Raw genomic sequence first — 12,757 nt, forward strand, 5'->3', positions numbered from 1 at the left:
GGGGGAACTTCAGGAATTACTTGCGCTTCGACTTGGCGGTGGCCTTCGTCGTGGCTTTCTTGACGGTCGCGACGTTCTGCTCGACGGCCCGGCCGACGTTGTCGTAGAACGTCTTGTTCATCGACACGGCGTTGTCATAGGCGCTCTGCGCGGCGGCGAAGGCGGACTTCACGTTGCCGATGACGGTCTCGGAGCCGGCGGGCGCGTACTTGAACGCCTCTTCCAGCGCGGCGACGGCGGCCTGGTTGTACTCGGCGCCCTGCTTCTCGAACGCGCGCTTGAACTCGTCGCCGGTCTCGGACGCGGCTTCGAAGGCGCTGCGCGAAAGGGCGTAGGCGCGCTTCATCGCGGGCTCGACGGCCTGCGAGTTGATGGCGAAGATTTCCTGGACGTCGCGGGCACCGGCGAGCGACTGGGCGTGGCTGGTGGCGAACTCGACGGATTCGCGCGCGCTGGTGAGGCCCAGCTCGGCGAGCTTCTCGGCGTTGGCGACGGACAGCTTGGCGAAGTAGGCGAACTGGTCGATCGCGGCTTCGTTGGCGGCGGTGACTTGGTCGATCTTGAACATGGCGTGGCTCCTCGGGTCGGTGAATGGGTTTGCAGTGAATTGCTGCACTGCACAAACTCCATTTTAGGCCATTCCCCGCCTAAGTCAAGGGGTTTAGGGACTATTTTGTTGCAGCGCAGCATGGCCCGGAAAATCAGGGGTTTACGGCTGCCGCCTCCCTGCCTCTCGCTGCGCTCGACCCGCGGATGTACCCCTTGGAGGCCTGAAGAAAGGCGCCCGGAGGCGCCTTCAGGGTGAAGCATGGAACCGCCGATCCCCGCCGATAAAACCTTGGAGTCATCCCCGACTGGCGAGCGGTGGTTCATCCTTCATCGTCTCGCCGCCACGTGTGACCCATAAGGGTTTCATCGGCGGGGATCGGCGGTTCCAGGGTCGTAGCGAAAGCCCTCGCCAGAGGGCTTTGTGCTTTCCAACGGTGGCATCCGCGGGTAGAGGCGCAGCCGACAAGCAGATGCGAAGGCGCAAAAAAAGCCCGCCGAAGCGGGCTTTCGTGACAGGGGCGGAGGCCTACTGGACGGTGAGGCCCTTCTCCTTGAAGTACTTGAGCGCGCCCGGATGGAACGGGATCGGAGAGGCGCCCGTCATCTGGTTGCCCATCTCGAGGAACATGGCGTCCTTGTGCACCTTCACCAGCTCGTCCTTCTTCTCGAAGAGCGTCTTGGTGATCTCGTAGACCAGCTTCTCGTCGGCGTTGGCAGGCACCACCAGCAGGTTCCACACGTCGACGTTGGAGGTCTCGCGCGTTTCGCCCGGATAGGCGTTGGCGAGCACGCGGTTCTTCACGTAGATCGGGCCGTACTTCTTGCGCATGCCTTCGGCGCCGTCGCCGTGGTCGATCAGCTTGATCTTCTTGCCGGGCGTGGCCGCGAGGTCGGTGATGGCCGGGGTCGGCACGCCGCCCACCCAGGTGAAGGCGTCGATCTTGCCGTCCTTGATGGCGTTCACGCTCTCGGCGACCGAGAGGCGCTCGCGCGTGATGTCCTTGGCCGCGTCGATGCCGAAGGCCTCCAGCAAACGGTTGGACATCACCTCGGTGCCGCTCACGGGCGCGCCCGTGGACACACGCTTGCCCTTGAGGTCGGTCATCTTGTTGACACCCGTGCCCTCCACCGTGACCACGTGCATGCGGTTCGGATAGAAGACGACGAGGGTGCGAAGCGGCACCTTGTCCTTGAACTTGTCGAGGCCGTTGTAGGCGTCCCAGGCCGAGTCGGCCATGGTGAAGCCCATCTCCGACTTGCCGCTGCCCAGCAGCTGGAGGTTCGCGACCGAGCCGGCCGTCACTTCCGCCGTGGCGTCGACGCCGGGCACGTGCTTCGAGAGCACCGAGGCGATGCCGCCGCCCAGCGGGTAGTAGACGCCACCCGTGCCGCCCGTGCCGATGGAGATGCGCGTGCGCTTGTCCTGGGCCTGAACGGACGATGCGATGCCAAAAGTAACCATTGCGGCCAGTGCGGCCACGGCGATTCGTTTCATTGCTTCTCGCTCCTAGGTTGGAGGCGCTTCGCGATACGAGCGCCTTGATTTTCCCCGATCCGCTTCGCCGCGGCATCCGTCCCGTCCGGTCTTGCGCCAAACGTGGGGTCCGGAATCGTCTAACATGAAAAAGTATCGGTGACTCCCCGAGGCAGAGTCAAGGAATCAAGGGAGGGGGAGAACGGATCCAGTAGAATCGGCCCCGGCACGCCGGCTTCGGCCCTACAACAAAATCGAAATCCCCCGAAAGGAAATGCGCATGCCTCAAGTCATTGGCGTTCCCAAGGAGACGTTCCCGGGCGAGAAGCGCGTCGCCACCGTCCCCGACGTCATTCCCAAGCTTGCCAAGCTCGGCTTCAGCGTCATCGTGCAGTCGGGTGCGGGCGATGCGGCGAACGTGTCCGACGACGCGTATGTCGCGGCCGGCGCAAAGGTGGTCCCGGACGCCGCGGGCGTCTGGTCGGGCGCCGACATCATCTTGAAGGTGCGCGCTCCGAGCAAGGACGAGGCGAACCTGCTCCGCGAAGGGCAGACACTGGTCTCCTTCATCTGGCCGGCGCAGAACCCGGACCTGATGCAGAGCCTCGCCGCTCGCAAGGGTACGGTGCTCGCCATCGACTCGCTGCCGCGCACCCTGTCGCGCGCGCAGAAGATGGACGCACTCACCTCGATGGCGGGCGTGAGCGGCTACCGCGCGGTCATCGAGGCCGCCAACGCGTTCGGCCGCTTCTTCAACGGCCAGATCACCGCCGCGGGCAAGGTGCCGCCGGCGAAGGTGTTCATCGCCGGCGCCGGCGTGGCGGGCCTCGCCGCGGTCGGCACTGCCGCCAACATGGGCGCCATCGTGCGCGCCAACGACACCCGCGCCGAGGTGGCCGATCAAGTCGTGTCGCTCGGCGGCGAGTTCGTCAAGGTCGACTACCAGGAAGAAGGCTCGGGCGGCGGCGGCTACGCCAAGGTCATGAGCGAGGGCTTCCAGAAGGCGCAGCGCGAGATGTACGCGCAGCAGGCAAAGGACGCGGACATCATCATCACCACCGCGCTGATCCCGGGCAAGCCCGCGCCGAAGCTGATCACCGCCGAAATGGTGCGCTCGATGAAGCCGGGCAGCGTGATCGTCGACATGGCGGGCGAGCAGGGCGGCAACTGCGAGCTGACCGAGCCGGGCCAGGCCGTGGTGAAGCACGGCGTCACCATCATCGGCTACACCGACCTCGTCTCGCGCCTGGCCAAGCAGTCCTCGACGCTGTACTCCACCAACCTGTTCCGCGTCGTCGAGGAACTGTGCAAGACAAAGGACGGCGTCATCAACGTCAACATGGACGACGACGCCATCCGCGGCCTGACCGTGATCAAGGAAGGCGCGGTCACGTGGCCGCCCCCGCCGCCGAAGGTCTCGGCCGCACCCGCGCCCAAGCCCGCGCCCGTGGCCGTTCCCGAGAAGAAAGGCCATGGCCATGGCGCCAGCGGGGCACCGATGCCCGCGGGCAAGCTCACGGTGATGTTCGCCGTGGCGGCGGTGCTCTTCCTGCTCATCGGCACCTACGCGCCGCCCGCCTTCCTCGGACACTTCACCGTGTTCGTGCTCGGCTGCTTCGTCGGCTACCAGGTCGTGTGGAACGTGACGCCTGCGCTGCACACGCCGCTGATGAGCGTGACCAACGCCATCAGCAGCATCATCATCATCGGGGCGCTGGTGCAGATCGCGCCGCCGCTCGTCGCCGCGGTTGCCGGCGAAGGGGCAAGGCCCGATGAGCTGATCAAGTGGCTCGCGGTCGCGGGCATTGCCCTCACGGCCATCAACATGTTCGGCGGCTTTGCGGTCACGCAACGCATGCTGTCCATGTTCCAGAAATAAGGGAGCGAGAAGACCATGTCCGCAAGCCTCGCTACCGTTTCCTATATCGCCGCCACGATCCTCTTCATCCTGAGCCTGGGCGGCCTCTCCAATCCCGAGACCTCGCGTCGCGGCAACCTCTACGGAATGATCGGGATGGGTATCGCGGTGCTCGCCACCGTGTTCGGTCCCCGCGTCACGCCGGCCGGCCTCGGCTGGATCGCCATCGCCCTCGTCGTGGGCGGCGGCATCGGGATGTATCTCGCCCGCACCGTGAAGATGACGCAGATGCCCGAGCTCGTGGCCTTCATGCACAGCCTGGTCGGCCTGGTCGCGGTGCTCGTGGGTTTCGCGAGCTACATCGACCCGTCCGCTTCGGCAGGCATGACCGGCGCCGAGATCGCGATCCACCACGCCGAGGTGTATGTCGGCGTCTTCATCGGCGCGGTGACGCTCTCCGGCTCGGTGATCGCGTTCGGCAAGCTCTCCGGGCGGATCGGCGGCAAGCCGCTCCTGCTCCCGGCACGCCATTGGCTGAACCTGATCGGCCTGCTGGTCGTGATCTGGTTCGGCATCGCCTTCATGCGCGCGACCTCCATCAACGTGGGAATGACGCCGCTCATCGTGATGACGGTGATCGCGCTGCTCTTCGGCATCCACATGGTGATGGCGATCGGAGGCGCCGACATGCCGGTCGTGGTGTCGATGCTGAACAGCTACTCGGGATGGGCGGCGGCGGCCACGGGCTTCATGCTCTCGAACGACCTGCTCATCGTGACGGGCGCGCTGGTCGGCTCTTCCGGCGCGATCCTCTCGTACATCATGTGCCGCGCGATGAACCGCAACTTCATCAGCGTGATCGCCGGCGGCTTCGGCGGCGGCGCTCCGGCCAAGAAAGCGGCTGGGGACGCGGCGGCACCCGTGGGCGAGACCGTCTCCGTCTCCGCGCAGGAAACCGCGGACCTGCTGAAGGAAGCGAAGACCGTCGTCATCGTGCCGGGCTACGGCATGGCGGTCGCGCAGGCGCAGCACACCGTCTACGAGATCACCAAGCGCCTGCGCGAGCTGGGCAAGACCGTGCGCTTCGCCATCCATCCGGTGGCCGGCCGCATGCCGGGCCACATGAACGTGCTGCTCGCCGAGGCGAAGGTGCCCTACGACATCGTGATGGAGATGGACGAGATCAACGCGGACTTCCCGGACACGGATGTCTCGATGGTCATCGGCGCCAACGACATCGTGAACCCGAGCGCGCTGGAAGACCCGACGAGCCCGATCGCGGGCATGCCGGTGCTGGAAGTGTGGAAGGCCCACACGTCGATCGTCATGAAGCGCAGCATGGCCTCGGGCTACGCCGGCGTGGACAACCCGCTCTTCTACAAGGAGAACAACCGGATGCTCTTCGGCGACGCGAAGAAGATGCTCGACGAAGTGCTGACCGCCTTGAAGGCGTAGCGCCTTCCCGGCTCGGTGGCGCTGCTACAGCGCCATCGGGCGGGCCGACTGGAATCCCAGCAGCGGCCCGTTGATTCCCCTGCCGAACGCGAGGACCTTGAAAAGCTCTCCCATCTCGGAAGGGCTGATCAAGCGGTGAACGGCGCTCGTGGCCTTCAGCCGCGAGAGCGTCATGTTGGGATCGCCCCCGGAGACCAGCACCGCCAGGCCGCACGAGATGAGGAAGTAGGCCTGCGTGGTGAACCCCAGCACTTCGCAACCGCCCGACTCCGCGGCCGCTCCCATCGCGGTGAAATCGACGTGCGCCGTGATGTCCTGCAAGCCCGGCAGGAAGAACGGATCGCCGTGGAAGCGGTGCCGGTAGTGGCAGCGTAGCGTCCCCATCGAGCGCTGCGGATGGTAGTACTCGCGCTGCGGGAATCCATAGTCGATGAAGAGCGCGACGCCGGCCTCGAGCGCGGCCGAGATCGTGCGCACGAGCCCTTCGGCGGGCATCCCCACTTCCGTGAGGTACTCGTAGTCGCCGGGCGGCATGACGTTGCGCGCGCGGCGGCGCAGCTCGCCCTCGGGCAGCGGCTGGTCTTCCCAGGCGAAGCCCGCCTCGCTCAACGCCACGCCCCGCTCGAAGATCGTGCCGTCCGCGTCGCGGTACACGAGCGCGAAGGGCACGACGTCCAGCACTTCGTTGGCGATGACGAACCCGCGGATCGTCTCCGGCATCGTGTCGATCCAGACGAAGCGGTCGAGGTCCTCGGGATGGCGTGAAGCAATCAATGCGCGCTGGCGCTCCTTGAGATCCGGGCTCACTTCCAGCAGCACGTAGCGATCAGGTGGAGCGCCCATCGCCTTCATCTCGCCGTAGAGGTCTGCGGCCAGCAGGCCGGACCCCGGGCCGAGCTCGAAGACATCCCCACCCACCTGGGCGATCACGCCGCGCGCCTGCATCGCGAGGCATTTCGCGAAGAGCGGCGAGATCTCGGGCGAGGTGATGAAATCGCCCTCGGCGCCGAACTTGCGCGCGCCCGCGGCGTAGTAGCCGAGGCCCGGCGCATAGAGCGCGAGCTCCATGTATTTCGAGAACGGGATCCAGTCGCCCGCCGACACGATCGCCGCGGCAATGTGCTCGGCCAGGCGGTGCGAGTGCTGGGCAGCGTCCGGGTGCGGAGGCGGGAGGATCGGGTCGGCGCTGAGGGGCATGGAGGTTCCGCTACACTCTGATTTTCAACGGCTTTTCTAGCGGCGGACTATAGCATGCAAGACAGCGGGCTCCGCCGGGAAACCCCGGTCGTCCTGGTCACCGGCGCCGCTCGGCGCATCGGGCGCGCGATCGCCATGACCCTGCACGCCGCGGGCGCGCGCGTGATCCTCCACTGCCACCATTCGTGCGACGAAGCCGAGACCCTCGCGGCCGAGCTCGACGCGGTGCGGGCCTCGTCGGCCGCGGTCGTGAGCGCCGATCTCCTCGATGCCGCCGGGCTCCCGGACATGATCGGGATCGCGGCCTCGACGTTCGGCCGCCTGGACGGCCTCGTGAACAACGCCTCCTCGTTCCACGCCACGCCGATGGGCTCGATCGGCGCCCGCGAATGGGACGACCTCGTGGGCACCAACCTGCGGGCACCCCTGCTCCTCGCCCAGGCCGCGGCTCCGCATCTGCGGAAAGCACGCGGCGCGATCGTGAACATCGTCGACATCCACGCCGAACGGCCGCTGCGCGACTTCGCCGTGTACACGGTGGCCAAGGGCGGGCTCGCGGCGCTCACGCGCTCGCTCGCGGTCGAGCTGGCGCCCGAGGTGCGCGTGAACGGTGTCGCGCCCGGCGCCATCCTCTGGCCGGAAGACGGCAAGCACTTCTCCGGTTCCGAGCGCGCGCGCATCGAGGCGCAAACGCCGCTCGGACGGATCGGGAACCCGGCCGACGTGGCCGGCGCGGTAAAATACCTGCTGCTCGATGCGCCCTTCGTGACCGGCCAGATCCTGGCGGTCGACGGCGGGCGCTCCTTGAGCCTCTAGGGATCCCATGGACGCCAGCACCGCCGCGCGCGACACGCGCCGCGACGATTTCGAATCCGACAAGCTCGCCAAGCGCCTGCGGCGCCTGGCCGGGCAGGCGATCGCCGATTTCTCGATGATCGAGGCGGGCGACAAGGTGATGGTGTGCCTCTCGGGCGGCAAGGACAGCTACGCGATGCTGGATCTCCTGATGCGGCTGCGCGAGAAGGCGCCGATCCCGTTCGAGCTGGTCGCGGTCAACCTCGACCAGCGCCACCCCGGCTTCCCCGAGCACGTGCTCCCCGAATACCTCGCGTCGGTCGGCGTGCCGTTCCGCATCGAAGTGCAGGACACGTACAGCACCGTGAAGCGCGTGATCCCCGAAGGCAAGACGATGTGCAGCCTGTGCTCGCGGCTGCGCCGCGGCGTGCTCTACCGCGTGGCGGGCGAGCTGGGCGCCACGAAGATCGCGCTGGGCCACCACCGCGACGACCTGCTGGAGACGTTCTTCCTCAACCTCTTCTTCGCCGGGCAGCTGAAGTCCATGCCGCCGAAGCTGAGGAGCGACGACGGCAAGCACGTCGTCATCCGCCCGCTCGCGTACGTCGAGGAAAGCGACCTCGAGGCGTACTCGGAGCTGCGCAAGTTCCCGATCATTCCCTGCGACCTTTGCGGATCGCAGGAGCAACTGCAACGAAAACAGGTGAAGGCGATGCTGCGAGAGTGGGAGCGCCGTCACCCGGGCCGAGTGGACACGATCTTCAACGCCCTCACGCGCGTGACGCCGAGCCACCTGCTCGATCGCGCGCTGTTCGACTTCAACGCCCTGTCCACCGAACCGGAGATGCCGGAAGCCAGCATCGTGCGCTTCCAGGCCAAGACACCATGACCCTCAAGCAACTCGCATCGACCCGCAAGATCACCTCGTTCCACCCGCCCCAGCGCACGTTGATGGGCCCGGGCCCGACCGAGATCCACCCGCGCGTCCTCACCACGATGAGCCAGCCGGCCATCGGCTACCTCGACCCCGTCTTCGTGGAGATGATGGAGGAGCTGAAGGCGCTGCTCCGCTACGTCTACCAGACCGACAACGCGCTCACCTTCCCCGTCTCCGGCCCCGGCTCCGTCGGCATGGAGTACTGCTTCGTGAACCTGGTCACGCCGGGCATGAAGGTCATCGTGTGCCGCAACGGTGTGTTCGGCGGCCGCATGCTGGAGAACGTCGAGCGCTGCGGCGGCGTGCCGGTGATCGTGGACGACGACTGGGGCAAGCCCGTCGACCCGCAGAAAGTGGAAGACGCGTTCAAGGCGAATCCGGATGCGAAGCTGCTCGCGTTCGTGCACGCGGAAACCTCCACGGGCGCGCAGTCGGATGCGAAGACCCTCACCGCCATCGCCCGCAAGCACGGCGCGATGGTCATCGTCGACGCCGTCACGTCGCTCGGCGGCACGCCGGTGCGCGTGGACGAGTGGGGCATCGACGCCATCTACTCCGCGAGCCAGAAATGCCTGTCCTGCACGCCGGGCCTCTCGCCCGTGTCGTTCTCGCAGCGCGCCGTCGATTTCGTGAAGGCGCGCACGGAGAAGGTCCACAGCTGGTTCATGGACATGACGCTGCTCGCGAGCTACTGGGGCAACACCAACCGCACGTACCACCACACGGCGCCGACCAACTCGCTCTTCGCGCTGCACGAGGCCTTGCTGCTGATCCAGGAGGAAGGCCTCGACAAGTCGTGGGCGCGCCACCAGCGCCACCACCTCGCGTTGAAGGCCGGGCTCGAGGCGATGGGCCTCAAGTTCTTCGTGGAAGAGAAGTACCAGCTGCCGCAGATGAACGCCGTGCTCTGTCCCACCGGCGTCGACGAGGAGCTGGTGCGTAAATCCCTGCTGAACGAATTCGGCATCGAGATCGGCGCCGGCCTGGGACCGCTGAAGGGCAAGATCTGGCGCTTCGGCCTCATGGGCTACTCGTGCCGCCCGGACAACGTGATGCTGTGCCTCTCCGCGCTGGGTTCCGTGCTCATGGACCTGGGGCTCGCGATCAAGGTGGGCGAAGCCGAAGCGGCCGCGCACCAGGCGTATGCCACGCTGCATGCGGCGGACGCGCAGCACGCCCGCAAGAAGGTCGCGGTCGCCTAGAAGCGTCGCGGAAAACAAAAAGGGCGCCGCGAGGCGCCCTTTTTTTCGGCCGCGAGGCCGGAGCCCTTACTTCTTGGGCTCTTCCTTCTTCGGCTCTTCTTTTTTCGGCTCGGCGGCTTTCTTGGCCTCCGGCTTCTTCGGCTCTTCTTTCTTCGCGTCGGCCTTCGGGGCCGCCGGGGCCGGCGCAGCGGCAGGAGCCGGGGCAGCCTTCTTGTCGTCGGCTTTCTTGGCTTCCGGCTTCTTCGGCTCTTCCTTCTTCGCTTCGGCCTTCGGGGCCGCGGCGGCCGCCGGGGCGGCTTTCTTCTCTTCGGCCTTCTTCTCGTCGGCCTTCTTGTCCTGGGCCATCGCAACGCCCGTCGACAGCGCGAAAACGGCGCCGATCGTCGTGGCGAGCAGGCTCTTCATGATGTTGCCTTTCATACTGGTCTTCTCCATGGATTCATGCGGGGAACGTCGAACAAAGGCGGTCGTGCTCTCCCCTTTGAGCCGTTCCCGCGCGCGCACTCTATCACGGAGGGCGCCGGGCTCCTACAGGATGACTTGGAGGGGTCCCTGGACGGGCCCCCGGAGGGCTACTTGGGGGCGGGGACGTTCTGCCGGAAGCGGCCTTCGGCCTGGGGCTGGCCGGCGAACTTCTCCATGCCCGGCGAGAGCTTCTCCAGCTCGGAAATCCGGTCCGCGGGGGCCGGATGGGTCGTGAACATCGAGAAGCTGCCGTCGTCGCCGCGGTTGGCCTGGAGCATCTGGAGCACCGAGACCAGCCCATAGGGGTCGTAGCCGGCACGCGCCGCCAGGACCATGCCGGCGCGGTCCGCCTCGTACTCCATGCCCCGGTCGAGCGGGCGCAGGAAGACGCCGTTCTTGATCACGTCGATGCCCATGTTCGCGGCCGCCGACTTGAGGCCGAACTGGTCGCCGCCGCGGCGGGCAATCGCGGCCCCGCCCACTTCCTTGCCGACCGTGGCCAGCAGCTCGGTGTTGGCGGAGGACTGGATGGCCTGCAGCTGGTGCTTCTTCACGACGTGCGCGATCTCGTGGGCCAGCACGCCCGCGAGCTCGCTTTCGCTGTTGAGGCGCTTCACGAGCCCGCTCGTGATGAGGATGGTGCCGCCGGGCATGGCGAAGGCGTTGATGCTCTCGTTCTGCACGACGCCGAAGCTCCACGGGAGATCCGCGCGCTCGCTCTGCAGGGCGACCCAGCGGCCGACGCGGTTCACGTAGCGCTGCAGCTTGTCGTCCTGCGCCAGGGGCATGGCGCCGAGGAGTCCGGCAGCGATGCCTTCCCCGAGCTGCACTTCCTGCTCGACGGTGAAGGACTTGGAGGCTTCCTGCGCCTTCTGGGTGGCGTCCAGGACCTTCTTGCCGGAATCGAGGAGGCGGCCGAAATCGAGCTGGGCATGGGCCGAGGTCGCGGCGAGCGCGAGGACGGCGATCAGGGCGGCGGGTTTCATCGGCGGCCTTTCTGCGGGGGCGCTCCGGCCACCTCGTCGACATACGCGACCTGCTGGGGCTTCAGCGCCGGGTTGCCGCGGGCGAAGCCTTCCGCCGTGCCCTTGTCGACGCGATAGTTGATGAGCTTGGCGAGCTGGGCCACGTCCGGGTTGGCATTCTTCAGCTCTTCCTCGGACAGGCCGCGGATGCCGATCGTGGCGATCTTCGCGTTCTCCTGCTTCGGCCGGCCGAAGCCCAGCATCGAGGAGAGGCCGCCCAGTCCGGAGCCCCCGCTCGAGCTCTGCTCCACGGTCGCGGCGAAGCGCAGGTGGAACACGCGGACCCACCCCTTCTGGTTCGCGGCCGTCTCGACCTGCGTCCAGCCGCTGTTGCGGGCCAGGACCTTCACCGGCGTGTTCTCGGGAAGCGTGGCCAGGGCCTTGCCGTCGAAAAAGGACGGCTTGTCCTTCAGGTCGGTGGACCGGTTGGTGGTGGCGGTTTCCTGGGCCTGCGCCTGGGCGAGGCCCGGGAGCGACGCGGCGGCAAGGAGGAAGGCGTAAAGGAGGGGCCGGATCGTCATGGTGCGGATGATACTCCGGGCGCCTTTCATCGGATGACGAGGCTGGCCAGGCCCAGGAGCAGCCCCATGCTGGCGACGTCCGTGGCCGTGGTCACCACGATGCTGGAGGCGGTGGCCGGGTCGGCCCCGAGGCGCTTCAGGGTGAGGGGGACGATGGCGCCGGAGATGCCGCTGATGGCGCAGCTTCCCATCATCGCGAAGCACACGACCACGCCCAGCAGGGCGGCATGGGGCGACCCCTGGGACTCGGCGAGGATGTACATGGCAATGCCCGTGAGGACCCCCGTGACGGCGCCGTTGGCCATGCCGAGGAAGAACTCCTTGGCGACCAGCTTCATCGCCCCGCCGGGCTTGATCTCGCCGAGCGTGATGCCGCGCACGGTGACCGCCAGCGCCTGGCAGCCGGTGTTGCCGGACTGTCCCGCGAGCACGGGCAGGAACGTGGCGAGGATCACCAGCTTGTCCACCGTGCCCTGGAACATCGCCACGACACCGCCCGCGGCGAAGGCCGTCACCAGGTTGATGAGCAGCCACGGATGGCGGAACTTGAAGCTGCCGAAGAGGGGCGTCGCGATGCGTTCCTCTTTCTCCACGCCGACCATCGCGCCGGGCTGCGCGGCGATCTCGAAGGCTTCCTCCTCGAAGATCACGCTGCCGCGTACCAAGCCGACCAACCGCCCCGCCTCGTCCGTCACGGGATAGACCGGGAAATGGCGGTTCAGCGTAAGGCGCATCGCGTCGGAGACGTCGAGCGTCGGATGGAGCGCGAACGGGTCTTTCAGCATCACGTCGCCGAGGCGGTTCGCGCGGTCGTTGAAGAGGAGGTCGCGCATCGTGACCAGCCCCAGCAGGCGGCCGTCGGAATCGGTGACGTAGCCGTAGGTGATGAGCGCGGTCCGCACGAGCGAGCGCAGCATCTCGATCGCCTGGCCCACCGTGGTCTCGGGACGGAACGTCGCGTGCGGAGGATCCATCAGCCGCCCGATGCTGCCCTCGGGGTACGTGGTGTTGCGCGCCCACTGCTCCGCGAGATCGCGCGGAGCCGCCATCGCGATGCGCGAGCGGGCCTCGGTGTCCAGCGCATCGAGGATGTCCTGCGCCATCGACGGGTTCATCTCGCCGAGCACCTCGGCGGCGCGCGCCGGCGGTTCGACGCCGAGGCGAAGCGCGGCCTCGTGCGGGGCGCTCGCCTTCAGTTCCGCGATGAGCGCAGCGCGCGCGCTGGCGTCGTGGGGGGTCGAAACGGTTGCGGTCAAGGCGAAGCTCCGGGTCGTGGATG

The 12,757-nt window shown here is 67.2% G+C and carries 12 protein-coding genes; 5 read left to right on the forward strand and 7 right to left on the reverse strand.

What is annotated here, in order from left to right; genetic code table 11:
- Positions 1-16: 16 nt before the first annotated feature.
- Positions 17-568, reverse strand: coding sequence for a phasin family protein (locus tag DSM104443_RS17955; protein ID WP_171094715.1), 552 nt, complete (start codon positions 566-568; stop codon positions 17-19).
- A gap of 507 nt (positions 569-1,075) precedes the next feature.
- Complete coding sequence (locus DSM104443_RS17960; protein ID WP_171094717.1) at positions 1,076-2,044, reverse strand: TAXI family TRAP transporter solute-binding subunit; 969 nt, start codon at positions 2,042-2,044, stop codon at positions 1,076-1,078.
- A 259-nt stretch (positions 2,045-2,303) separates the two neighbouring features.
- Between DSM104443_RS17960 and DSM104443_RS17965 the strand changes: the two genes are divergently transcribed.
- Both DSM104443_RS17965 and pntB read left to right on the forward strand, forming a co-directional pair.
- The gene (locus tag DSM104443_RS17965; RefSeq protein WP_171094719.1) at positions 2,304-3,902 is read left to right on the forward strand and encodes a Re/Si-specific NAD(P)(+) transhydrogenase subunit alpha; all 1,599 of its coding nucleotides are present in this window, start codon (positions 2,304-2,306) and stop codon (positions 3,900-3,902) included.
- Between the two features lie 15 nt (positions 3,903-3,917).
- On the forward strand, positions 3,918-5,336 hold the full coding sequence (pntB, locus tag DSM104443_RS17970; protein WP_171094721.1) for a Re/Si-specific NAD(P)(+) transhydrogenase subunit beta: 1,419 nt from the start codon (positions 3,918-3,920) through the stop codon (positions 5,334-5,336).
- Positions 5,337-5,360: 24 nt separating this feature from the next.
- Here pntB and DSM104443_RS17975 read toward each other — a convergent pair whose 3' ends face one another.
- Entirely contained in the window at positions 5,361-6,533 is a 1,173-nt protein-coding gene (locus tag DSM104443_RS17975) for a class I SAM-dependent methyltransferase (protein WP_171094723.1), read from the reverse strand.
- A gap of 54 nt (positions 6,534-6,587) precedes the next feature.
- Between DSM104443_RS17975 and DSM104443_RS17980 the strand changes: the two genes are divergently transcribed.
- Genes DSM104443_RS17980 through DSM104443_RS17990 form a run of 3 tightly spaced genes read left to right on the forward strand, consistent with a single transcriptional unit; the run spans position 6,588 to position 9,467 of the window.
- The gene (locus DSM104443_RS17980; RefSeq protein ID WP_171094726.1) at positions 6,588-7,349 is read left to right on the forward strand and encodes a pteridine reductase; all 762 of its coding nucleotides are present in this window, start codon (positions 6,588-6,590) and stop codon (positions 7,347-7,349) included.
- A 7-nt stretch (positions 7,350-7,356) separates the two neighbouring features.
- A complete protein-coding gene (ttcA, locus tag DSM104443_RS17985; RefSeq protein ID WP_171094727.1) occupies positions 7,357-8,217 on the forward strand; it encodes a tRNA 2-thiocytidine(32) synthetase TtcA in 861 nt (286 codons plus the stop codon).
- On the forward strand, positions 8,214-9,467 hold the full coding sequence (locus DSM104443_RS17990) for a pyridoxal-phosphate-dependent aminotransferase family protein (RefSeq protein WP_171094729.1): 1,254 nt from the start codon (positions 8,214-8,216) through the stop codon (positions 9,465-9,467). Before ttcA ends, DSM104443_RS17990 begins: the two co-directional genes overlap by 4 nt.
- A 66-nt stretch (positions 9,468-9,533) precedes the next feature.
- Here the strand turns inward: DSM104443_RS17990 and DSM104443_RS17995 are convergent, their stop codons facing one another.
- The 4 genes from DSM104443_RS17995 to DSM104443_RS18010 all read right to left on the reverse strand — a co-directional run bounded on the left by DSM104443_RS17995 (position 9,534) and on the right by DSM104443_RS18010 (position 12,734).
- A complete protein-coding gene (locus DSM104443_RS17995; protein WP_171094731.1) occupies positions 9,534-9,902 on the reverse strand; it encodes a hypothetical protein in 369 nt (122 codons plus the stop codon).
- A 137-nt stretch (positions 9,903-10,039) separates the two neighbouring features.
- On the reverse strand, positions 10,040-10,918 hold the full coding sequence (locus DSM104443_RS18000; protein WP_171094733.1) for a M48 family metalloprotease: 879 nt from the start codon (positions 10,916-10,918) through the stop codon (positions 10,040-10,042).
- On the reverse strand, positions 10,915-11,478 hold the full coding sequence (locus DSM104443_RS18005; RefSeq protein ID WP_171094735.1) for an SH3 domain-containing protein: 564 nt from the start codon (positions 11,476-11,478) through the stop codon (positions 10,915-10,917). The genes DSM104443_RS18000 and DSM104443_RS18005 overlap by 4 nt, the downstream gene beginning before the upstream one ends.
- Positions 11,479-11,504: 26 nt before the next feature.
- Positions 11,505-12,734 (reverse strand): magnesium transporter, encoded by a 1,230-nt coding sequence (locus DSM104443_RS18010; protein WP_171094737.1) that lies wholly within the window; start codon positions 12,732-12,734, stop codon positions 11,505-11,507.
- Positions 12,735-12,757 lie beyond the last annotated feature (23 nt).

The organism is Usitatibacter rugosus, assembly GCF_013003965.1.
Classification (GTDB): Bacteria; Pseudomonadota; Gammaproteobacteria; order Burkholderiales; family Usitatibacteraceae; genus Usitatibacter; species Usitatibacter rugosus.

What these genes read in the sequence shown, in the direction of transcription:
- DSM104443_RS18000 (WP_171094733.1), bottom strand. Translation starts at nt 10,918, where the DNA reads ATGAAACCCGCCGCCCTGATCGCCGTCCTCGCGCTCGCCGCGACCTCG.
- pntB (WP_171094721.1), top strand. Translation starts at nt 3,918, where the DNA reads ATGTCCGCAAGCCTCGCTACCGTTTCCTATATCGCCGCCACGATCCTC.
- DSM104443_RS17980 (WP_171094726.1), top strand. Translation starts at nt 6,588, where the DNA reads ATGCAAGACAGCGGGCTCCGCCGGGAAACCCCGGTCGTCCTGGTCACC.
- DSM104443_RS17995 (WP_171094731.1), bottom strand. Translation starts at nt 9,902, where the DNA reads ATGGAGAAGACCAGTATGAAAGGCAACATCATGAAGAGCCTGCTCGCC.
- DSM104443_RS17965 (WP_171094719.1), top strand. Translation starts at nt 2,304, where the DNA reads ATGCCTCAAGTCATTGGCGTTCCCAAGGAGACGTTCCCGGGCGAGAAG.
- DSM104443_RS17960 (WP_171094717.1), bottom strand. Translation starts at nt 2,044, where the DNA reads ATGAAACGAATCGCCGTGGCCGCACTGGCCGCAATGGTTACTTTTGGC.
- DSM104443_RS17990 (WP_171094729.1), top strand. Translation starts at nt 8,214, where the DNA reads ATGACCCTCAAGCAACTCGCATCGACCCGCAAGATCACCTCGTTCCAC.
- DSM104443_RS17955 (WP_171094715.1), bottom strand. Translation starts at nt 568, where the DNA reads ATGTTCAAGATCGACCAAGTCACCGCCGCCAACGAAGCCGCGATCGAC.
- DSM104443_RS18005 (WP_171094735.1), bottom strand. Translation starts at nt 11,478, where the DNA reads ATGACGATCCGGCCCCTCCTTTACGCCTTCCTCCTTGCCGCCGCGTCG.
- DSM104443_RS17975 (WP_171094723.1), bottom strand. Translation starts at nt 6,533, where the DNA reads ATGCCCCTCAGCGCCGACCCGATCCTCCCGCCTCCGCACCCGGACGCT.
- ttcA (WP_171094727.1), top strand. Translation starts at nt 7,357, where the DNA reads ATGGACGCCAGCACCGCCGCGCGCGACACGCGCCGCGACGATTTCGAA.